19 protein-coding genes are annotated in these 20,504 nt (G+C 69.4%); 11 read left to right on the top strand and 8 right to left on the bottom strand.

Annotated elements, in window-relative coordinates:
* Nucleotides 1-51: 51 nt before the first annotated feature.
* Both HPO96_RS28175 and HPO96_RS28170 read left to right on the top strand, forming a co-directional pair.
* The gene (locus HPO96_RS28175) at nt 52-1,632 is read left to right on the top strand and encodes a M4 family metallopeptidase (protein ID WP_337796850.1); all 1,581 of its coding nucleotides are present in this window, start codon (nt 52-54) and stop codon (nt 1,630-1,632) included.
* A gap of 81 nt (nt 1,633-1,713) precedes the next feature.
* A complete protein-coding gene (locus HPO96_RS28170) occupies nt 1,714-3,132 on the top strand; it encodes a M28 family metallopeptidase (RefSeq protein ID WP_171677389.1) in 1,419 nt (472 codons plus the stop codon).
* Here the strand turns inward: HPO96_RS28170 and HPO96_RS28165 are convergent.
* Genes HPO96_RS28165 through trhA form a run of 3 tightly spaced genes read right to left on the bottom strand, consistent with a single transcriptional unit; the run spans nt 3,129 to nt 5,539 of the window.
* The gene (locus HPO96_RS28165) at nt 3,129-3,626 is read right to left on the bottom strand and encodes a hypothetical protein (protein ID WP_337796849.1); all 498 of its coding nucleotides are present in this window, start codon (nt 3,624-3,626) and stop codon (nt 3,129-3,131) included. The genes HPO96_RS28170 and HPO96_RS28165 overlap by 4 nt on opposite strands.
* A 37-nt stretch (nt 3,627-3,663) precedes the next feature.
* A complete protein-coding gene (locus tag HPO96_RS28160) occupies nt 3,664-4,803 on the bottom strand; it encodes a phosphotransferase (RefSeq protein WP_171677388.1) in 1,140 nt (379 codons plus the stop codon).
* A 40-nt stretch (nt 4,804-4,843) separates the two neighbouring features.
* Nucleotides 4,844-5,539 (bottom strand): PAQR family membrane homeostasis protein TrhA, encoded by a 696-nt coding sequence (gene trhA, locus HPO96_RS28155; protein WP_171677387.1) that lies wholly within the window; start codon nt 5,537-5,539, stop codon nt 4,844-4,846.
* Between the two features lie 221 nt (nt 5,540-5,760).
* On the opposite strand from trhA, the gene HPO96_RS28150 reads away from it, so the two are divergent.
* The 3 genes from HPO96_RS28150 (at nt 5,761) to HPO96_RS28135 (ending at nt 10,116) form a co-directional block, all read left to right on the top strand.
* Complete coding sequence (locus HPO96_RS28150) at nt 5,761-6,540, top strand: isoprenyl transferase (RefSeq protein WP_171677386.1); 780 nt, start codon at nt 5,761-5,763, stop codon at nt 6,538-6,540.
* 1,361 nt (nt 6,541-7,901) lie between these two features.
* Nucleotides 7,902-9,236: a PhoH family protein gene (locus HPO96_RS28140; RefSeq protein WP_171677385.1), complete on the top strand. Its 1,335-nt coding sequence runs from the start codon at nt 7,902-7,904 to the stop codon at nt 9,234-9,236.
* Between the two features lie 181 nt (nt 9,237-9,417).
* Nucleotides 9,418-10,116, top strand: coding sequence for an aggregation-promoting factor C-terminal-like domain-containing protein (locus HPO96_RS28135; protein ID WP_171677384.1), 699 nt, complete (start codon nt 9,418-9,420; stop codon nt 10,114-10,116).
* A 3-nt stretch (nt 10,117-10,119) separates the two neighbouring features.
* Here the strand turns inward: HPO96_RS28135 and HPO96_RS28130 are convergent, their stop codons facing one another.
* Nucleotides 10,120-11,706 (bottom strand): alpha-L-fucosidase, encoded by a 1,587-nt coding sequence (locus HPO96_RS28130; RefSeq protein ID WP_171677383.1) that lies wholly within the window; start codon nt 11,704-11,706, stop codon nt 10,120-10,122.
* 109 nt (nt 11,707-11,815) lie between these two features.
* On the opposite strand from HPO96_RS28130, the gene HPO96_RS39740 reads away from it, so the two are divergent.
* Genes HPO96_RS39740 through HPO96_RS28105 form a run of 5 tightly spaced genes read left to right on the top strand, consistent with a single transcriptional unit; the run spans nt 11,816 to nt 16,308 of the window.
* Nucleotides 11,816-12,949, top strand: a complete 1,134-nt coding sequence (locus HPO96_RS39740) for a histidine kinase (protein WP_202886542.1) — start codon at nt 11,816-11,818, stop codon at nt 12,947-12,949.
* A 4-nt stretch (nt 12,950-12,953) separates the two neighbouring features.
* Entirely contained in the window at nt 12,954-13,604 is a 651-nt protein-coding gene (locus HPO96_RS28120) for a response regulator transcription factor (RefSeq protein ID WP_337796848.1), read from the top strand.
* Between the two features lies 1 nt (nt 13,605).
* Entirely contained in the window at nt 13,606-14,247 is a 642-nt protein-coding gene (locus HPO96_RS28115; protein ID WP_171677380.1) for a spermidine synthase, read from the top strand.
* Between the two features lie 10 nt (nt 14,248-14,257).
* Nucleotides 14,258-15,661, top strand: coding sequence for a class II fumarate hydratase (locus HPO96_RS28110; RefSeq protein ID WP_171677379.1), 1,404 nt, complete (start codon nt 14,258-14,260; stop codon nt 15,659-15,661).
* Nucleotides 15,658-16,308 carry a DUF402 domain-containing protein gene (locus HPO96_RS28105; RefSeq protein ID WP_337796847.1) on the top strand — a complete coding sequence of 217 codons (651 nt, stop codon included), beginning with the start codon at nt 15,658-15,660 and terminating at the stop codon, nt 16,306-16,308. Before HPO96_RS28110 ends, HPO96_RS28105 begins: the two co-directional genes overlap by 4 nt.
* A 10-nt stretch (nt 16,309-16,318) precedes the next feature.
* Here the strand turns inward: HPO96_RS28105 and HPO96_RS28100 are convergent, their stop codons facing one another.
* Nucleotides 16,319-16,816: a VOC family protein gene (locus HPO96_RS28100; protein ID WP_171677378.1), complete on the bottom strand. Its 498-nt coding sequence runs from the start codon at nt 16,814-16,816 to the stop codon at nt 16,319-16,321.
* Nucleotides 16,817-16,876: 60 nt separating this feature from the next.
* Entirely contained in the window at nt 16,877-18,541 is a 1,665-nt protein-coding gene (locus HPO96_RS28095; RefSeq protein ID WP_171677377.1) for a fumarate hydratase, read from the bottom strand.
* A gap of 207 nt (nt 18,542-18,748) precedes the next feature.
* Here HPO96_RS28095 and HPO96_RS28090 point away from each other — a divergent pair, with 207 nt between their 5' ends.
* Nucleotides 18,749-19,423, top strand: a complete 675-nt coding sequence (locus HPO96_RS28090) for a DUF1707 SHOCT-like domain-containing protein (protein WP_337796846.1) — start codon at nt 18,749-18,751, stop codon at nt 19,421-19,423.
* Between the two features lie 6 nt (nt 19,424-19,429).
* Here the strand turns inward: HPO96_RS28090 and HPO96_RS28085 are convergent, their stop codons facing one another.
* Together HPO96_RS28085 and HPO96_RS28080 are read right to left on the bottom strand one after the other, a co-directional pair.
* Entirely contained in the window at nt 19,430-19,969 is a 540-nt protein-coding gene (locus HPO96_RS28085) for a hypothetical protein (RefSeq protein WP_171677376.1), read from the bottom strand.
* A gap of 32 nt (nt 19,970-20,001) precedes the next feature.
* Nucleotides 20,002-20,502, bottom strand: a complete 501-nt coding sequence (locus tag HPO96_RS28080; protein ID WP_171677375.1) for a hypothetical protein — start codon at nt 20,500-20,502, stop codon at nt 20,002-20,004.
* Between the last annotated feature and the right edge of the window lie 2 nt (nt 20,503-20,504).

The raw sequence follows: 20,504 nt of genomic DNA, 5'->3' as shown, positions 1-20,504 counted from the left end.
CGCCCTGAGTCGCTGCGCCCATTCAGCGACCACCACGTGAGGAGTGCTGTAGTGAAACGACTGACATCAGTTGGCGCCGTCGCTGTTCTCGCCGCTGCCGGTCTGGCCGTCGTGCCGGCCGGCGCGGACGTGCGGACGACGCCGCTGCCCGACTCCGGTTTCAACCAGCCGTCCGCCGTCCAGGCCGAGCAGGCGCTGAGCGCCAAGACCGCGGTCGCGCTCGGGCTGGCCAAGGGTGAGGTCCTGCAGGTGCGGGACGTCGTCCGGGACGCCGACGGCACGGAGTTCGTCCGGTACGACCGGACGTTCAACGGCCTGAAGGTCGTCGGCGGCGACCTGATCGTGAAGCGGGACGGCGCCGGCGCGATCAGCCAGGTGACCTACAACCGCGACGCGGCCAAGGTCGGCCTGGCGTCCACGAAGCCGACGCTGTCCCAGGCGGCCGCCCTGGCGAAGGGCGCCGAGTCGGCCGGCTTCAAGGCCACCACGAACAAGGGCCAGCTCGTCGTCTTCGTGACCGAGTCCAAGCCTGTACTCGCGTACGAGGTGGTCACGAACGGCGTCAAGCCGGACCAGACCCCGTCGGTGCTGCACTCGTTCATCGACGCCAAGACCGGCAAGGTGCTGGCGCAGGACGACGAGATCAAGACCGGTACCGGTAACTCGATGTACTCAGGCCAGGTCTCGATCGGCACGTCGGCCGGCTTCACGCTGAAGGACAACAGCCGCGGCGGCAACTGGACCACCGACCTGAACGGCGGCACCTCCGGCGCCGGCACCACGTTCACCGACGCAGACGATGTCTGGGGCAACGGTACGACGTCCAGCCGGCAGACCGCCGGTGTCGACGCGCACTACGGCTCGCAGCTGACGTGGGACTACTACAAGAACGCCCACGGCCGCAACGGCATCCGCAACAACGGCGTCGGCGCCCGCTCCCGCGTCCACTACGGCAACGCCTATGTGAACGCGTTCTGGGACGGCACCCAGATGACGTACGGCGACGGTCAGGGCAACCAGCGCCCGCTGACCTCGATCGACGTCGCCGGTCACGAGATGAGCCACGGCGTCACCGAGGCGACCGCGAACCTGAACTACTTCGGCGACGCGGGCGGCCTGAACGAGGCGACGTCGGACATCTTCGGCACGCTGGTCGAGTTCTCGGCGAACAACGCCTCCGACAAGGGCGACTACCTGATCGGCGAGAAGATCAACATCAACGGCAACGGCACGCCGTTGCGGTACATGGACAAGCCGAACAAGGACGGTCGCAGCCAGGACTGCTGGACCACCGGAACCAAGAACCTGGACCCGCACTACTCGTCGGGCCCGCTGAACCACTGGTTCTACATGGCCTCCGAGGGCACCGGCGCCAAGACCATCAACGGCGTCAGCTACAACACCGCGTCCTGTAACGGCACCACCTTCACCGGTGTGGGCCGGGACGTGGTCGGCAAGATCTGGTACCGGACGCTGACCACCAAGCTCAGCTCCGGCTCCAACTACCAGGCCGCCCGCAACGGCGTCATCAACTCCGCCAAGGAGCTGTACGGCGCCGGGTCGGCCAACTGCATCGCGGTCCAGAAGGCGATGGCGGGGATCAACGTCCCGGCCGGCACCGCCACCTGCTAGCACGCCACCGAGGTCCGGGGGTGGGCCGACGCCCACGGCTCGCCCCCGGATCTTCCCCTTGTGAGCAAGGAGAAAGTCCCCATGCGTAGATCGTTGTCCGCAGGAGCGCTCGGCGTCGCACTCGTCGCCGGCGTGCTCGGTGTCCCTGGCAACATCGCCCACGCGGTCGAGTCGCCGGACATCTCGGTCACCAACGCCAAGGCCCACCTCGACCAGTTCCAGTCGATCGCCACCGCCAACGGGGGTAACCGGTACACCGGACGGCCCGGCTACAAGGCATCCGCCGACTGGGTGAAGTCCAAACTCGACGCAGCCGGCTACACCACCACGCTGCAGCAGTTCAACACCTCCGCCGGTACGTCGTACAACGTGATCGCCGAGTGGCCGCACGGCGACGCGAACCACGTCGTGATGGCCGGCTCGCACCTGGACAGCGTCAGCTCGGGTCCGGGGATCAACGACAACGGCACCGGGAGCGCGGGCGTCCTGGAGGTCGCGCTCGCCTACGCCGCCAGTGGTCAGACCGCCAGGAACCGTCTGCGCTTCGGTTTCTGGGGTGCCGAGGAGCTCGGGCTGCTCGGGTCCAAGTACTACGTGAACAACCTGCCGGCCGCCGAGCGGGACAAGATCGAGCTGTACCTGAACTTCGACATGATCGGCTCGCCGAACCCGGGGTACTTCGTCTACAACGACAACCCGGCCGGTAACAGCGCCCGCGACGACCTGACGGCGTACTTCACCAGCAAGAGCGTGCAGACCGAGTACATCGACGTCCAGGGTCGCTCGGACCACGCGGCGTTCCGCTCGCTCGGCATCGCGACCGCGGGCACCTTCACCGGCGCCGAGGGCACCAAGACCTCCGCCCAGGCGGCGAAGTGGGGCGGTACGGCGGGGCAGGCCTACGATCCCTGCTACCACCGCTCCTGCGACAACATCAACAACCTGAACCTGACCGCGCTGGATCGCAATATCGATGCCATCGGCCACATGATCTGGAACTACGCGCAGAAGGACTACGGCAGCGGCCCGCCGCCCGGCGGCTCGAACCTGCTGCTGAACCCGGGCTTCGAGTCCGGCGCGGTGAACTGGACCGGTACCTCGGGCGTCGTCACCAACAGCTCGTCGAAGCCGGCCCGCTCCGGTAGCTACAAGGCGTGGCTGCAGGGCAACGGCAGCACCAGCACCGAGAACACCGGTCAGTCGGTGGCGATCCCGGCCGCGGCGACGGCGGCGACGCTGTCGTTCTGGATCCGGATCGACTCGGCGGAGACGACGTCCTCGGTGGTGTACGACACGCTCAAGGTCCAGATCGTCGACGGCGGTACGACCACCACGCTGGCGACGTACTCGAACCTGAACAAGGGCTCGGCGTACGTCGAGAAGACGTTCAACGTGCTGGCCTACAAGGGGAAGACGGTCACAGTGAAGTTCCTCGGCGCCGAGGACTCCTCACTGCAGACCAGCTTCGTCGTCGACGACACCGCGCTGACCGTGCCCTAAAGCTTGACGCAGAGTTTGCCCGGGGGAATGGCGGCTTCGGTGAGCAGTTTGCTCACCGGGGCCGTCAGCGGTTTCAGGGCCGGCTCCTCGAGGCGGGCGACCTTGCCGTTGGCGGTGACCGCGATGATCATGTCGTCGGGATAGCGCACACTCGGCTTGACGGCCTTGAGGCTCGCCCAGTCGACCTGCTGGGCGGCGGCGGCCAGTGGAGTCAGCACGGTCGGGTCGAGTTTGCAGCGGATGGTCTCCTTGCCGCGCGAGCTCACGGTCGCGACGCCGTCGGCGTCCACCTGCACCTGGTCGTCGAAACCGGCGAAACCGCCGGTCCGCGTGACAGTCATCGGCAGGCCGACGCCGACCGGGGTCGACTCGGTGACCGTCGGTGTGCCGCTCGGCGTCGGGGTGGGCGTGCTGCCGCTGGACTCGGAACCGCATCCGGTCAGAACCAGTCCAGCGAGGGCGGTGAGCGCTGTGTACCTCTTGAGGTTCTTCACACCCTATGGATACCCGTTCGACCCCGATTCGTTGCAGCTACACCACGGTCGACACCAAATTCACCAAAGTGCGCGTCAGCCGCAGGCGCTGCTCGAACAGGCCCAGCGGCGCCGGAGCGCCCGGCTGGGTGATCTGCTCAAGCGGCAGCGCCGTGAAGGTGGCGCGGGCGCACAGCGACCCCAGGTAGCCGTACAGCACCTGCTCCTCGGTCGCATCGCAGCCCTCCTCGGCCAGCCCAGCCAGAAAGGCCGCCAGGATCGCCTTGTGTACTGCCGGCAGCGCCTCGGGCGCCAGCTCACCGGCATGCGCCAAGCCGACCAGCAACTGCCCCAAGTCGAAGCCGATCGCCTGCGGGCAGTCGAAGCCCCAGTCGATCACTACGAACTCGTCCGGCGCCCCCAGCGGGACCAGCAGGTTCTGCGGGCTCGCATCCCCGTGCTGATAGGACTGCGGCAGCGCTTCGAGCGCATCGAGGACGGCCGGCAGCCTGGCACCCAGCTCAACCAGGTCGTCGCGCAGCGCGTGGTCGCCCAGGTTGCAGACCGCTGCGGCAAGCATCGGGTGTTTCCAGGTCTGGTCGTCGTTGATCGCCGGCAGCGCAGCGCGTTGCACCCGGCCGCTCACGTAGTAGCGCAAGCCGACGCCCGGTGTGGTGACGTTGCTGCGGGGGATGAGCGGCTCGACCAGATGCGGCCGACGGCGGGCCGACAGCTGCCCCAGCAGATACGCCGCGCGCTCGAACCGCTCCAACGGCCACGGACCGGGCTCCTGGACGACGTCCTCCATCCAGAGCGAGCCGCGATCGTCGTCGTACAGGTCGATCCGGTACGCCTTCGGTAAGCGCATGCCGGCCGGGAGGAGCGTGGCGAGGTCGCTCTGGTGGACGGCGATCTCCAGCTGCCAGGGGAGGTTCCGGACGAAATCCTCGCGGAACTGCTCGGGAACCATCGCCAGGTAGGGCCAGTGCCGGACGGACTGCAGGCATTTGACGAAACAGGACCAGGCGGCGCCGTCCGCCGTCCCGTGGACGCGGTAGAGGCCCTCGGTCGTGGGCGTCCCGATCGGGTAGTCGACGACCTCGACCCGCACGTCATCGATGCGCGCGGTGGGTACGCCAGCGACCGACCGGCCGAGCTCGGTCAGCTCGGCCGCGGTCAGCGACTGCAGGATGGTCATGACTGAAGGGTCCCGCAGGACCCTTCAGCCAGCCTTCAGATCAGCCCGCGGCGTACGTCGCGATGCTGACCGCGATGTAGTGACAGACGAACGCGGCGACCGTGAACGCGTGGAAGATCTCGTGGAAGCCGAACCAGCGCGGCGACGGATTCGGGCGCTTGGTGCCGTAGATGACGGCGCCGACCGAGTAGAGCAGCCCGCCGACCGCGATCAGCGTGACCACCGCCGCGCCGCCCTGATGGTAGATGTCGCCCATCCAGAACACCGCCGCCCAGCCCATGATCAGGTAGAGCGGCGTGTACAGCCAGCGCGGAGCGCCGACCCAGAGCACCCGGAACAGGATGCCCAGCAGTGCGCCGCCCCAGACCAGGCTGAGCATGAACACGCGGTCCTTGCCGCTCAGCAGCAGCACGCCGAGCGGCGTGTAGGTGCCGGCGATCAGCAGGAAGATGTTGCTGTGGTCGAACCGGCGCAGGATCGCCTCGCCGGTCGGGCCCCAGTAGAAGCGGTGGTAGAGCGCGGAGATGCCGAACAGCAGCATCGCGCCGATGGTGTAGACGGCGGCCGCCCAGCGGGCGTTCGCGTGCGGGGCGAGGCAGATCAGCACGATGCCGCCGGCGGTCGCCAGCGGGAAGGTGCCGGCGTGCAGCCAGCCGCGGAGCTTGGGTTTGAGCGGGCCGAGCCGCTCGGACAGCCGATGGCCGAGTTCGTGGGTCTGGGCACTGGAAGCGGTCATCGCCGTCCTTTCGGGGTGCTGGGCGGTGGATACCTACTCAAGCGTAACCTACGGAACCGTAGGTTCATCCCTCATAAGGATGAAATGTAGGCGAAGTCACCGGCCGGGCGCACCTTCTCCCGTGTCTACGATGCGGCGGCCAAGTGAAAAGTTCGGGGTCACTTTCGGAGCGTGATCTGGGCTAGCCTCAAGGTGAGGAACTTGGAGGCGAGTAGCTGCTCATGCAGACACCTGGCAAGCAGAAGCTGCGCGATGTGCTGACGGTGATCTACGAGGGCCGGATCCGGCGGTACCTGGACCCGGAGCGGATCCCGAAGCATATCGGCGTCATCATCGACGGCAACCGGCGCTGGGCCCGGTCGGCCGGCAACCCGGTGTCGCACGGCCACGAGGCCGGGGCGAGCAAGATCACCGAGTTCCTGCACTGGTGCGACGACCTCGGCGTCAAGGTGGTCACCGTCTGGATGCTCTCCACCGACAACCTGACCCGCCCGGCCGACGAGCTCGAGCCGCTGCTGCGGATCATCGAGCAGGCAGTCGACGAGCTGACCGCGATCGGCCGCTGGCGGATCCACCCGGTCGGCGCGCTGGATCTGCTGCCGAGCGCCACCGCCGAGACCCTGAAGCGGGCCGAGACCGCCACCCACGACGTCGGCGGCATGCTCGTCAACGTCGCCGTCGGGTACGGCGGCCGCCGCGAGCTCGCCGACGCCGTCCGCTCGCTGTTGCTGGAGGAGGCGGCGAAGGGCAGTTCGATCGAGGAGCTGGCCGAGCACATCGACGTCGAGCACATCGCGCGACACCTCTACACCAAGGGCCAGCCCGATCCGGACCTCGTCATCCGGACGTCGGGGGAGCAGCGTCTGGGCGGGTTCCTGCTCTGGCAGAGCGCGTTGAGCGAGTTCTACTTCTGCGAAGCCCTCTGGCCGGATTTCCGGCATGTCGACTTCCTGCGCGCGGTGCGGAGCTATGCGCAGCGGGAGCGTCGCTTCGGGACGTGACGCCCCGGCCGCAGCGGCGGCAGGCGGGCCGGCGTCGCAGGTAATAGGCGTACGTCGCAACGCCCAGCGCGGCGCCCCAGACGACCCAGAGGATGCCGGGCGCATTCACCGCCCAGTTGTCGCCGTCGAGCGGTAGCTGGGCGTTCATCAGCCCGGCGGGGATCAGGACGACGGCCACGGTCGCGGCCGGGATGATCGCGAGCAGCGGCGGCACGCGGCGGCCGGCCTTGAACCAGATCCAGCGCGGGTAGATCTCGCCCCAGCGATGCACGAGCCCGTGGGTGAGGACGCCGCCGCCGATCCCCATCGCGGCCAGCCCCAGGCCCATCGCCAGCATGCCGGGCGTGTCGGCCATCATCTGGTGGAATTCCCGGCTGATTCCGACCGGCCAGCCGAAGTACCAGGCGATCCGGGTCGCCTCGTACGGCAGGTTCGCAACGACCGACACGGCGACCGCGCCCCGGCCCCAGCGCAGCGCTGACTCGGGCGTCGTCCAGGGCGGCGGCGTACGGTCGCTGCGGCCGCAGGAAACGCAGGCGGCGCGCGTACGGCGGTGGTAGGCGAGCGCGGTGACCGCCCAGAGCAGGCCGCCGATGAACAGGATGATCAGATTCACCCGGTGCCAGTAGAGGATGTCGCCGACGCCGTCCTGTGCGCCCGGGACGCCGGTGAACGCGAAGACCACCAGCGCCGGGGACAGCGCGACCATCGCCACCAGCGTGTAGTCCTGGACCGCGACCATCAGCCCGATGGCGAGGACGGCGCCGATCGCCGGCGGGACCCGGCCGCGGGGGTGCCGCCGAAACGTCATCAGCAGCGCCAGGACGCCGCCTGCGAGGCCCAGGACGACCATCACGGGTCCGACGACGTCCACCGGAGCGCCCTCCAGCAGGGACCGCGTGGAGCGGTCGTCACGCACCCTCGCGAAGGGGTAGTGGGCGCCGCCCGTCGCCCAATAGCTGCCGAGCGCCCCATAGGCGAAGGACCAGACGGCTGTCGCGCAGCCGGTCAGCACCGGCCAGTTCTTCCGCATGGTCCGAGCGTCGTCGGCACGCTCCGCGACCGGATCACCCGGCGGGGTGAACGGTCTCCCCCGGGGGAGGGGAAGGTGTAACACCCTGTTAACCCCGGGGCCGGGCGTGTCGGGCTGCGGGGTTTGCCGGACCCTCCTACTCTGACAATGACGGTCGGAGGGGAAGCCGGCTGTTACGGGAGGTGCGATCAGTTTTGAGAATCGTTCGCCAGCCGGTGTACCGGAGACGCTCTGTCCCGGTGCTACTACTGATCCCCGAATCCCGGTCCAACACCTAACACTGGTGGGCCGGGCGTGGTACACGTCGCGGCCCGAGAGGACGTGCGACATGGCTGCCACCCACGCCAATGCGTCAAGTACCTCATCCACACCGGCCCAGCGCACTTTCGTGCTGGACACCTCGGTGCTGCTGTCGGACCCGCACGCGCTGCTGCGGTTCGACGAGCACGAGGTGATCGTGCCGGTGGTCGTCGTCACCGAATTGGAGGCCAAACGGCATCACCCGGAGCTCGGCTACTTCGCACGCACCGCGTTGCGCCTACTCGACGAGCTCCGGATCCAGTACGGACGTCTGGACGCACCCCTGCCAGTGGGTGAGAAGGGTGGAACCCTCCGGGTCGAGCTGAACCACACCGACCCCGAGAGCCTGCCGGCCGGTTTCCGGCTCGGCGACAACGACAGCCGGATCCTGGCCGTCGCCTGTAACTTCAAGGCCGAGGGCCGCGACGTCACGCTGGTCTCCAAGGACCTGCCGATGCGGGTCAAGGCCTCGGCCTGCGGGCTGCAGGCCGAGGAGTACCGCGCGGAGCTGACGCTGGAGTCCGGCTGGACCGGGATGGCCGAGCTCGAGGTCGAGGTCGCCGATGTGGACGACCTGTACGAGAACGGCGTCCTGGAACTGCGGCAGGCCGGTGAGTTCCCGACGCACACCGGGCTGGTGCTGCTGTCCGACCGGGGCAGCGCGCTCGGCCGGGTGATGCCGGACAAGCGGATCCGGCTGGTCCGCGGCGACCGGGAGGCGTTCGGGATCCGCGGCCGCTCGGCCGAACAGCGGGTCGCGCTCGACCTGCTGCTGGACCCGGACGTCGGGATCATCTCGCTCGGCGGCCGGGCCGGCACCGGTAAGTCGGCGCTGGCGCTGTGCGCGGGCCTGGAGGCGGTGATGGAGCGCCGCCAGCACAAGAAGGTGGTCGTCTTCCGGCCGCTGTTCGCGGTCGGCGGGCAGGAGCTCGGCTACCTGCCGGGCAGCGAGTCGGAGAAGATGCAGCCCTGGGCGCAGGCCGTCTTCGACACGCTCGGCGCGCTGGCCGGGAACGACGTCATCGAAGAGGTGATGGACCGTGGCATGCTCGAGGTGCTGCCGCTGACCCACATCCGCGGCCGGTCCCTGCACGACGCGTTCGTGATCGTCGACGAGGCCCAGTCGCTGGAGCGCAACGTGCTGCTCACGGTGCTGTCCCGGGTCGGCGCCAACTCGCGGGTCGTGCTGACCCACGACGTCGCCCAGCGCGACAACCTGCGGGTCGGCCGGCATGACGGCGTCGTCGCGGTGGTCGAGCAGCTCAAGGGACACCCGCTGTTCGCCCACGTCACGCTGACCCGCTCCGAGCGGTCGCCGATCGCGGCGCTCGTCACCGAGATGCTCGACGACCTGCAGCTGTAAGCAGTCATCCGGGCCTTGACCCATCACGATCTGTAAAGCACGCGTAAGACTTCGGCCCAGACGGCGCGGTCGCCACTCCGGCGGCCGCGCCGTCGCCGTGACCTGCTTGTGATCACGGTCCGTTTAGGCCAAAGTATGTTCCTGTTGCAACCGACGGGGGTCGGGTTTCTCGGAAGGAAAGATGAAAGCGAAGCGCTCCGTCGCGGTCCTCTCCATCACTGGGATCGCCGTGGTCACCGTAGTCGCGGGTGTCGACCTCTTCAGCTCCCCCGGGAGCAGCTCCGCGTCCGAAAGCGTGTCGGGCCGCGCCGAGATGGCCGTGCTGAACAGCGAGAAGGCGCACGGCGCGAAAGGCCCGTCGCTGAACCCCGCGGACGGCATCAGCGCCGCCGAGGACGCCGCCCGGATGCGCACCCAGGTGGAGGCCGTCGCGCAGGAGATCAAAGCCTCCCAGGACGCCGCCGAGCGCCTCCGCCAGGCCAAGAACGCCGCCGGCAAGCGCTACGAGGCGCTGCGCAAGACCGACCGCAGCTCGCGCGCCGAGCGAGAGAGCCGCGACGCCGAGCGGAAGAAGTACGAGGGCACGCCGAAGCAGATCGCCCGCAACCTCCTCCCCGACCACGGCTGGGGCGACGGCCAGTTCAGCTGCCTCGAGAAGCTCTGGAACAAGGAATCCCGCTGGAACCCCCGCGCCGACAACCCCACCTCCTCGGCCTACGGCATCGCCCAAGCCCTCCCCGGCAACCGCATGGCCTCCTACGGCGCCGACTGGCGCACCAACCCGGTCACCCAGATCAAGTGGGGCCTCGACTACATCGAAGACCGCTACGGCTCCCCCTGCGCCGCCTGGGGCCACTCCCAGGCCAAGGGCTGGTACTGACCTTCACGGTTGGCTGATCTTGAAGACCGGGGCGTAGGTCCCGTCGGCGGCTGCCTTCAGGGTGGTCTCGCCAGCTGTCGCAGTGAGGGGTACGGAACCGCCGCCGAGGCGGGTGGCTTTACCCCTCAGTTCCAGGTCCTTGATGACGATGTCGCCTGTGGGGCGGCCGAGGACGGTGACGTAGAGGTCGTTGCCGCGGGTGGTGAAGGTGACGGTGTCGCCGGCGGTGGTTTTGGCCGACGACTGGCTCCAGGGGCGGGTGCCGTCGTAGGCCTCGCGGTTGATGCGGAGCCAGGCGCCGATGTCGGTGAGCCGGCTGAGCTGCTCGGGGACGATCTCGCCCTCGCCGCCGCTGGGGCCGACGTTGAGCAGTAGCGCGCCGTTGTTGGCGCCGGCCCGGGCGAGCTCGGCGATCAGCTCAGGCGACTTGGTGTGATCCGCCTCGGTCTCGGTGCGGTTGTAGCCGAACGAGCCGCCGATCCCGCGGTCCTGCTGCCAGAACTTGTCCTGGATGGTGTCGAAGTCGGCGTACTCCGGCGTCCGGAAGTCGCTGTGCGCGGAGTCCTTCGGCGGTTGCTCGGAGACGGACGGGTCCTTGAACACCTGCTTCAGCAGTTGGTCGTACCCCCAGCGCAGCGGCTTGAGCCCCATCACCTGCCGTCCGAACGTCGCCGTACTCCAGCGGTCGTCGACGACCCCCTCCGGGACGGTGTTGTAGTAGTCCGCCATCAGGGCGTACAGGCGCTTGGGGCCGGTCGGCCAGGCGATGTCGTTCCACAGGATGTCCGGCTGGTACCGCTTGATCAGCTCGCGCACCTGGGCGACGGCGTACTCGCGGTAGTCCTCGCCGTAGTGCAGGTAGATGTAGTCGCCGAAGGTCTTCACGGTCTTCTTCTGGAAGGTCCAGTCGACGCCGCCGGAGTAGTACACGCCGAACTTCAGCCCCTGCTTGCGGACGGCGGCCGCCAGCTCGCCCATCAGGTCGCGCTTGGAGTGGAAGCCGGGCGCGTGCGGGTTGCGGACCTGGGTCGGCCAGAGCGAGTACCCGTCCGCGTACTTCGCCGTCACCACGATGTACGACGCGCCCGCGGCCTTGAACTGCGCCGCCCAGCGCTCGGGATCCCACTTCGCCAGCCCGGCCTCGAACTGCTTGGTGAAATCGCTGTACGGCGCGTTCCCGTAGTGCTCGCGGTGGTACGCCGCGGTCGGCGACTTCGGGTCCTTCATCGCGTTCGCGTAGTCCTCGGCGTACGGGTTGTGCGTCATCGCGTGCTCGTACTCCTTCTGCAGCAGCTCGGCGAACGGCACGCCCTTGCGCGCGAACCCGGGCACGGAGTACAGCCCCCAGTGCAGCATCACGCCGAACTTGGCGTCCTGGAACCACTTCGGCAGCTGATGCTGCTGCAGCGACGCCAGATCGGCCGTGTACGGGCCGGACGTCGTCAGCTCGGCCTTGCGATCGTCCTGCCACATCCAGATCTTCGACCCGCCCACGAAGACCAGGACCAGCGTGACGGCGAACGCGGTCAGACCGAGGAAGAATCGCGCCACCCGGCGCCGCTTGGGCTTCTTGCTGTCGGCAAGCATCATGTCTCCACCTTGCCGCCCGGACCGCCGCCGGCGGATCCGCCCGGGGCATCCTTCCGCACGCCGTCCGGTGGACGCCGGCCTCAACCCAAAGTCTTGTACCGTCACAGCCGTGGAGAGCAAGCCGGGGATTCTCGCCGCGCTGATCGAGCCGGGATCGAGCGCCGCGCCCGGGTACGGCCGCCGGACGCCGCGCGATCGCGTGGTCGACGTGGCCTGCGTCGTGCTCGCGCTGCTGATCGGGCTGCCGGTGGTCGGGGATCGCCAGCCGGAGCCGCGGTTCGGGCAGCTGCCGCTCTGGCTCAGCCTCCCGCTGTGTGTCGCGGGCGCGCTCGCGCTGTTGCTCCGGCGGCGCTGGCCGGCCGGGCTGGCGCTGGTGATGATCGTCGGGTCGACGGCGGTGCCGTCGCTCGGCGGTGCGGGCGGGCTGGCGTTGTTCAGTGTCTCGGTGCACCGGCGGCCCGCGGTCAGTCTGTCGATCGGGGCCGTCGCGATGGCCTCGTGCATGATCCAGTTCTGGATCTATCCGATCGCCGACGCGCCGAACGCCTACCCGATCGCGGTCGCGCTGACCGCGCTGGCCTGTCTGGCATTGGTTGCCTGGGGCATCGTCGTCCGGACCCGGCGGCAGCTGATGGTGTCGCTGTCCGAGCGAGCGGTCCGGGCCGAGCGGGAGCGGATCGCGCGGGACATGCACGACGCGCTCGGGCATCGGCTGTCGTTGTTGAGCGTGCATGCCGGCGCGCTCGAGTTCCGGCCGGACATGCCACCCGAAGAGCTGGCCCGCGCGGCCGGGGTGATCCGGGTGAGCGCGCGTGAGTCCGTCGAGGATCTGCGCGAGATCGTCGGCGTACTGCGGTCCGGCGACGACGGCCCGCGGCGGGGGATCGCCAAGCTGATCGCGGAGTCGCGCGCGGCCGGGATGGTGATCGAGCTGGTGACCTCGGTCGAGCCGGCCGCGGTGACCGACCTGACGGCGTACCGGATCGTGCAGGAGGGGCTGACCAACGCGCGCAAGCACGCGCCACGGCAGCCCGTCCGGCTGACGTTGAGCGGTACGCCGGGCGCCGAGCTCGCGATCGAGCTGGTCAACCGGGTCGAGTCGGGGTCGGGCGGCCCGGGGTCGCGGGTGGGGCTGGTCGGGCTGGCCGAGCGGGTGTCGCCGGCCGGTGGGCGGATCGAGTACGGGACGGCGGACGGCGAGTTCCGGCTGGCGGCCTGGTTGCCTTGGCGTGTCCTACGATGAGGCCGTGAGTGATCCGGTCCGGCTGCTTCTGGTCGACGACGACCCACTCGTCCGGGCCGGGCTGGCGAGCATGCTGGCCGGTGCGCCCGAGCTCCAGCTGGTCGGGCAGGCGGCCGACGGTCGGCAGGCGATCGACGCCGTCCGCGAGCTGCGGCCGGACGTCGTCCTGATGGATATCGGGATGCCGGTGCTGGACGGCGTCGCCGCGACGGCCGAGCTGCGCGGGCAGGCCGAGGTGCTGATCCTGACCACCTTCGGCTCGGACGAGCATCTGTTGCGTGCGCTCCGGGCGGGCGCGGCCGGGTATCTGCTCAAGGACGCGGCGCCGGCCGAGATCGTCGCCGCGGTGCTGAAGGTCGCGGCGGGGGAGTCGGTGCTGTCACCGCAATCGACGCGCCAGCTGATGGACTACGTCGGCGAGTCCGATGCGACGCTCCGGCGGACCGCCGCCCGGGCCGCCCTCGACGGGCTGACCGAGCGTGAGCTGGACGTCGTCCTCGCGGTGGCTGAAGGCAAGAGCAACGCGGAGGTCGCCACGGCGCTCGATCTCGGCGTCGCGACCGTGAAGACGCATCTGACCAACGCGCTCGGGAAGCTGCAGGTCACCAACCGGGTCCAGCTCGCGATCCTGGCCCACGACGCGGGGCTGGTCTGAGATGGAGATCGCGCGGGCGCAGAGTGAGCGCGGCGACCTGTTGCTGCGGCAGCGCGCGGACGGCGCGCTGGAGCTGCGGGTGAACGGCGTCTTCGTGATGGACGACGTCGAGACGTCGAGTGAGGAGCTGCTCGCGGCGGCCGCGCTGGCGACCGTGCGGCGGCCGGATCGGGTGCTGGTCGGCGGGCTGGGGCTCGGGTACACCGTGCGGGCGCTGCTGCGTGATGTTCGTCTCGGCGCGGTCGTCGTCGCGGAGATCGAGCCGGAGCTGGTGGCCTGGATGCGGGCCGGCCTGGTGCCGTCGGTGCTCGGCGATCCGCGGGTCTCGGTGGCGATCGGCGACGTCCGGGAGGTGATCGCGGCGGCTGCGGAAGCGGCGTACGACGCGATCCTGCTGGATGTGGACAACGGGCCGGATTTCCTTGTCTACAACGAGAATTCGTCGATCTACCGGCCGGACTTCCTCGAGGTCTGCCGGGCCCGGCTGCGGGCCGGCGGCGTGCTGACAGTGTGGTCCGCGTCGGCCTCGCCGGAGCTGGAGTCGGCGCTGCGGGCGACGTTCGGGGAGTGCGTGGTGACGCCGGTGCCGGTGCGCTTGCAGGGCCGGGACGAGTGCTACTACGTCTACCAGGGCGCGACGTAGGCTGGCAGGTATGGGAGACGACGTCGAGTACCGGATCGAGCACGACACGATGGGCGAGGTCAAGGTGCCTCGGGACGCGTTGTGGCGGGCGCAGACGCAGCGCGCGGTGGAGAACTTCCCGATCTCCGGCCGGCCGCTGGAGCCCGCGCTGATCCACGCGCTGGCGCACATCAAGGCCTCGGCCGCCGTGGTGAACGCCTCCCTCGGCGTCCTGGACGGCGAGCGTGCGGACGCGATCGCCGCGGCCGCGGATATCGTCGCCGCCGGCTCGTACGACGCGGAGTTCCCGATCGACGTCTTCCAGACCGGCTCCGGGACGTCGACCAACATGAACGTCAACGAGGTGCTCGCGACGCTGGCGACCCGCTCGCTGGGGGCCGACGTCCACCCGAACGACCATGTGAACGCTTCGCAGTCCAGTAACGACACCTTCCCGTCGGCGATCCATGTCGCGGCGACGGCCGGCGTCGTCCAGGAGCTGTTGCCGGCCCTCGACGTACTGGCGGCTTCGCTGGCGGCCAAGGGCTCGGAGTTCGCGGAGGTCGTGAAGTCGGGGCGGACGCACCTGATGGACGCGACGCCGGTGACGCTCGGGCAGGAGTTCAACGGGTACGCGCAGCAGATCCGGCGCGGGGCCGAGCGGGTCCAGGCGGCGCTGCCGCGGGTCTCCGAGCTGCCCTTGGGCGGGACGGCGGTCGGCACCGGGATCAACACGCCGCCCGGGTTCGCGGCGGCCGTGATCGAGGAGCTGAACCGGCGGACCGGGCTGTCGCTGACCGAAGCTGAGGACCACTTCGAGGCGCAGGGCGCGCGGGACGGGCTGGTCGAGCTCTCGGGTGCGCTGAAGACGATCGCGGTCAGCCTGACCAAGATCTGCAACGACCTGCGCTGGATGGGCTCCGGGCCGCGCGCCGGGCTCGGCGAGATCGCTCTGCCGGATCTGCAGCCCGGGTCGAGCATCATGCCCGGCAAGGTGAACCCGGTGATCTGCGAGGCGACGCTGATGGTCGCCGCGCAGGTGATCGGCAACGACACCACGATCACCGTGGCCGGTGCCGGGGGCAACTTCGAGCTGAACGTGATGCTGCCGGTGATAGCGCGGAACCTGCTCGAGTCGATCACCCTGCTCGGCAACGCTTCGCGGGTGCTCGCGACCCGCTGCGTCGACGGCATCACCGCGAATGTCGAGCACGCGCGGGCGCTGGCCGAGTCGTCGCCGTCGATCGTCACCCCGCTGAACCGCTACATCGGCTACGAGAACGCGGCCGCCGTCGCGAAGAGCGCGCTGAAACAGGGGAAGACGATCCGCGAGGTCGTGATCGAGAACGGGCATGTCGCGAAGGGCGACCTGACCGAGGAGCAGCTGGACGCCGCCCTCGACGTCCTGTCGATGACGCGGCCGGCGGTTTCGTGACCTACTGGGAGCCCGGGACCACGATCGAGTGGGTGTACGCCGGGAGCGGGCGATTCGCCGACAAGCCGAACGTCCGCCCGATGACGGTCGTCCGCGATGACGCGGACGGCCTGGTCGCCTGGCTCGCGCCCGGTACGCCGCTGCTCAAACCCGTCCTGACCGACGGCCGGGAGCTCCGCCACGCCGGCCCGACGGGGATGTTCAGCCAGGAGCGCGTGCTCAAACTCGACACCTGGCGCGGTACCGGCATTCTCAAGGTCGTTCCGCCCGGTAAACCCTGGTCCGTCTGGTATTTCTGGTCCGAGGACGGCGCCTTCCGCGGCTGGTACGTGAACCTCGAGTCGCCACACGTCCGGGACCAGGCCGCCCGTCGTACCACCACTCAGGACCACGTTCTCGACCTCTGGATCACGCCCGACCGGCAGATCCACTGGAAGGACGAGGACGAACTGGAAGGCGCCGTCCTGGCCGGCCGCTTCACCCAAGCCGAGGCCGACCAGATCACCGCCACCGCCCACCGCGCCGTCCTCGACATCCAAGCCTGGACGCATCCGTTCTGCGACCACTGGGAAACCTGGACGGCACCGCCCGACTGGCCGCTGCCCCCAGCCCCGGCCGACCCCCAGCCGGAGCTGTTCGCCAGCTGACCTTTGGGGGTCAGGCGCGGCTGCGCATTTCGTCGGCGAAGGTGTCGATGGCGACCTTCATCTTGGCGAGCTCTGCGGGGTCGCTGAAGACTTCCTGGAGGTCGGCCGGGTTGACGTCGTACAGGTGGGTCTGCAGCCACCAGATGTTGCCCAGAGGGTCGGTGACCCGGCAGCCGCGGTCGCCGCTGACCCGCGACTCCGCCATCGGGGTGAGCAGGGTGGCGCCGGCGTCGAGCGCGCGGGCGAGGACGGCGTCGACGTCCGCGACGAAGACGCTGAGGAAGGCCGGGGTGTCGGGCCAGTCCGGCTGGGCGTCGAAGGCCATCAGGACCGATCCGCCGACGGTGATCTCGGCGTGCCCGAGGGTGCCGTCCTGGTTCGGAACGTCGAAGGAGCGCTTGACCTCGAACGTCTGCTCGACGAACTCCAGGAACCGCGCCGCGCCCTTCACCACCACGTACGGAGTCACTGCCGCCTTGCCACCGGGAAACTGCTGCGTCGTCGTCATGTCCCCCAGTCTGCCGCCAGTAGCGGTCAACTCCTGACCGCTACTGGAAAATCTCGGCGACTAGCCGCGCGGGCGGGTGGTGAGCGGGACGGGTTTGCGGGTGTCGGTGAAGAAGTCGTTGCCCTTGTCGTCGACGACCACGAACGCGGGGAAGTCCTCGACCTGGATCTTCCAGACCGCTTCCATCCCGAGCTCGGCGTACTCGATCACGTCGACGGATTTGATGCAGTCCTGGGCGAGGCGGGCGGCCGGGCCGCCGATCGAGCCGAGGTAGAAACCGCCGTGCTGCTGACAGGCCTGGGTGACCTTGGCCGAACGGTTGCCCTTGGCAAGCATGATGAAGGAGCCGCCGGCCGCCTGGAACTGGTCGACGTAGGCGTCCATCCGGCCCGCGGTGGTGGGGCCGAAGGAGCCGGAGGCGTACCCCTCGGGGGTCTTGGCCGGGCCCGCGTAGTACACGGCGTGGTCGCGCAGGTACTGCGGCATCGGCTCACCCGCGTCCAGGCGCTCCTTGATCTTCGCGTGCGCGATGTCCCGGGCGACCACCAGCGGCCCGGTCAGCGACAGCCGCGTCTTCACCGGCAGCTTCGACAGCTCCGCGCGGATCTCGCTCATCGGCCGGTTCAGGTCGATCCGGACGACGTCGCTCTCGCCGGACAGGTGCTCGTCGGTCGTGTCGGGCAGGAAGCGCGCCGGGTCGCGTTCGAGCTGCTCGAGGAACACGCCCTCGGCGGTGATCTTCGCGCGTGCCTGCCGGTCGGCCGAACAGGACACCGCGATCGCGACCGGGCAGGACGCGCCGTGCCGCGGCAGCCGGATCACCCGGACGTCGTGGCAGAAGTACTTCCCGCCGAACTGCGCCCCGATCCCGAAGTCCTGGGTGAGTTTGAAGACCTCCTCCTCCAGCTCCACGTCCCGGAACCCGTGCCCGACCGGCGATCCGGTCGTCGGCAGCGCGTCCAGGTAGTGCGCCGAGGCGTACTTCGCGGTCTTCAGCGCGAACTCCGCCGACGTCCCGCCGACCACGATCGCCAGGTGGTACGGCGGGCAGGCCGCCGTCCCCAGCGAGCGGATCTTCTCGTCCAGGAACTTCATCATCCCGGCCGGGTTCAGCACGGCCTTGGTCTCCTGGAACAGGAACGATTTGTTCGCCGAGCCGCCGCCCTTGGCCATGAACAAGAACTTGTACGCCGGATCGCCGCCGCCCGGCGTCGAGTACAGCTCGATCTGCGCGGGCAGGTTGGAGCCGGTGTTCTTCTCGTCCCACATGGTCAGCGGGGCCATCTGCGAGTAGCGCAGGTTCAGCTTGGTGTAGGCGTCGTACACGCCCCGGCTGATCCACTCCTCGTCGACCGCGCCGGTCAGCACGCCCTCGGACTTCTTGCCCATCACGATCGCCGTACCGGTGTCCTGGCACATCGGCAGCACGCCGCCGGCCGAGATGTTCGCGTTCTTCAGCAGGTCGAGCGCGACGAACCGGTCGTTCCCGGACGCCTCGGGGTCGTCGATGATCCGGCGCAGCTGCGCGAGGTGCGCCGTCCGCAGATAGTGCGAGATGTCGTGCATCGCCTCGGCGGTCAGCATCCGCAGCACGTCGGGCTCGACCTGCAGAAACGTGCGGCCGCCGGCCGTGACCGTGCTGACGCCCTCGGTCGTGAGCAGCCGGTACTCCGTGTCGTCAGAACCTAACGGGAGCAGATCGGAGTACGTGAAGTCGGCGGACACCGGCAGACCTCCATGGACAGTGGACTGGACTGATCCAGCTTAGTGCCCCGCGGGCGGGCTGCCTCGGCGCTACCGGCGCCCAGGCACGCACCTGACCACCGCTATCGCTCGAGCCACCCCGCCCGCGGGGCACCAATCTCAGGGGTCCGATCAGGGGTGGGTAGGGGAGGTATCGGAGAGCGGCCGGACCGCGGCGCGCGTAAGGTCGTGGACGTGGCCCAGGACGACGTACCCCAGGAGAACCGCCCGCAGGACGCGACCCCCGAGCCGGTGGATCCAGCGCTGCGCCGCCGGGTCTCCGATCTCGAGCGTGAGCAGGTCGCCGACGTCCTGCGCGAGGCCGCGGGCGAAGGCCGCCTGTCCTACGACGAGCTCGACGAACGGCTGGAGACCCTCTACGCCTCCAAGACCTACGGCGAGCTGATCACCCTCACCGCCGACCTGCCCAACGGCCTCGCCGCCCCCGACCCGGCCCCGCAGCCCGGCGCGGACGTCGTCCTGCTCACCGGCCCCGTCATCAACGCCTTCCTCGGCGACGCCAAACGCCAGGGCAACTGGCAGGCCCCGCAGCGCCAGGAGGTGAACGCCGTCCTCGGCGACATCACCCTCGACTACACCGAGGCGACCCTCCCGTTCGACGACATCTACGTCGACGTCAAGTCGATCCTCGCCGACGTCAAGATCCGCGTCCCCGCCGACGCCGTCGTCCTGATCGACTCCAACCCCATCCTCGGCAACGTCTCCGAGCAATCCGCCCCCCTCGCCGCCGCCCCCGCCCCCAACGCCCACCCCAAAACCTTCCACATCCGCGGCACCGCCATCCTCGGCGACATCAAGATCAAACGCGGCCCCCGCCTCTCCAAACGCCTCGGCCTCAGCTGACCCGCGCTACTCGAGCGGGCCGCGCAGGCCTTCCAGGCCGGGTTCGGCCTCGGGCTGCCGGCCCAGCTCGGCGTGGAGTTGTTGGAGCCAGGGGGTGAGGGCGGGGAGGTTGCGGACGGCGGCCCGGGTGATGTCGAGGTCGGTGTCGGGGGACTTGACGCGGACTCGTTGGGCGTCGAGGAACGGGCGGCGGGGTGGCTCGATGGTGGTGATGTCGTGCCAGGGGACCGAGTCGCCTTGAAGGGTGATGCCGGTGGTGTCGACCAGCAGGCGGTTGGCGCCGCGGAAGACGCGGAGGGCGGCGCGGGTGGCCATCGTGAGGACGAAGAGGACGAGCGCGCTGCGGTAGACGACGGTGAAGCCGCCGTCGGACCAGACCTGGGTGAGGCGCCAGGTGAAGAACCCCAGGGCTGTGGTCCAGGCGATGAGGGTGCCACCGGTGGCTGCGGCCCACTTGCCGATCGGGAACTCGACGCGGCCGGTACGGCGGAATTCGGCGTCCCAGACCTCAGGTCCGGCCTCGCCGAGTCGCTGCGGTGTGCTCATTCGTCCCCCTCGTGCTGCGCTGGGGTCCGAGGCTAGTGGGCGGGAGGGGCAGCGGTGTGCGTTTTGTGCTGGACGCCGAGCCAGCCGGCGAAGGCGGCCAGGTCGCGGACGTTGTCCTGGGCGACGTGGAGGTGGTTGGCCCAGGCGTCGGCCGGGATGATGGGGAGGGTGCGCACGGGAAGGGGGCCGGTGGGGAAGCCGGTGGTGCCGAAGTCGGACCAGGGGAGGCGTTGGCGGCCGATCTGCAGTCCTTCGGTGTCGACTGCGACGAGCGGACGCCGGAGGATCAGGCATCCGGCGACAAAGCAGAGGCCGCTCAGGTAGGCGATGAAGGCGACCAGATTGATGGCGAAACCGAAGCCGGTCTCGGTGCTGATTCTGGTGCTCGACGAGATGAAGGTCGGGGACAGGATCAGGAGGAAGACCAGGCCGCGGAGGCCGAAGGGTTTGCGGCGTAAGGGGAACTCGACGCGGCCGGTGCCTTCGAGTTCCGCGGTCCAGGCCTCGGGGGACTGGTCGCCCATGGTCGGCATGG

Source organism: Kribbella sandramycini, from assembly GCF_013131805.1.
Lineage (GTDB): Bacteria > Actinomycetota > Actinomycetes > Propionibacteriales > Kribbellaceae > Kribbella > Kribbella sandramycini.
The sequence above is the reverse complement of the archived record's forward strand: the minus strand, read 5'-3'. Positions and strand labels throughout refer to the sequence as shown.

Bases quoted from the DNA above. Each gene is read 5' to 3' on its own strand.
- HPO96_RS28170 (WP_171677389.1), top strand. From the start codon at position 1,714: ATGCGTAGATCGTTGTCCGCAGGAGCGCTCGGCGTCGCACTCGTCGCC.
- HPO96_RS28160 (WP_171677388.1), bottom strand. From the start codon at position 4,803: ATGACCATCCTGCAGTCGCTGACCGCGGCCGAGCTGACCGAGCTCGGC.
- trhA (WP_171677387.1), bottom strand. From the start codon at position 5,539: ATGACCGCTTCCAGTGCCCAGACCCACGAACTCGGCCATCGGCTGTCC.
- HPO96_RS28150 (WP_171677386.1), top strand. From the start codon at position 5,761: ATGCAGACACCTGGCAAGCAGAAGCTGCGCGATGTGCTGACGGTGATC.
- HPO96_RS28140 (WP_171677385.1), top strand. From the start codon at position 7,902: ATGGCTGCCACCCACGCCAATGCGTCAAGTACCTCATCCACACCGGCC.
- HPO96_RS28135 (WP_171677384.1), top strand. From the start codon at position 9,418: ATGAAAGCGAAGCGCTCCGTCGCGGTCCTCTCCATCACTGGGATCGCC.
- HPO96_RS28130 (WP_171677383.1), bottom strand. From the start codon at position 11,706: ATGATGCTTGCCGACAGCAAGAAGCCCAAGCGGCGCCGGGTGGCGCGA.
- HPO96_RS28115 (WP_171677380.1), top strand. From the start codon at position 13,606: ATGGAGATCGCGCGGGCGCAGAGTGAGCGCGGCGACCTGTTGCTGCGG.
- HPO96_RS28110 (WP_171677379.1), top strand. From the start codon at position 14,258: ATGGGAGACGACGTCGAGTACCGGATCGAGCACGACACGATGGGCGAG.
- HPO96_RS28100 (WP_171677378.1), bottom strand. From the start codon at position 16,816: ATGACGACGACGCAGCAGTTTCCCGGTGGCAAGGCGGCAGTGACTCCG.
- HPO96_RS28085 (WP_171677376.1), bottom strand. From the start codon at position 19,969: ATGAGCACACCGCAGCGACTCGGCGAGGCCGGACCTGAGGTCTGGGAC.
- HPO96_RS28080 (WP_171677375.1), bottom strand. From the start codon at position 20,502: ATGCCGACCATGGGCGACCAGTCCCCCGAGGCCTGGACCGCGGAACTC.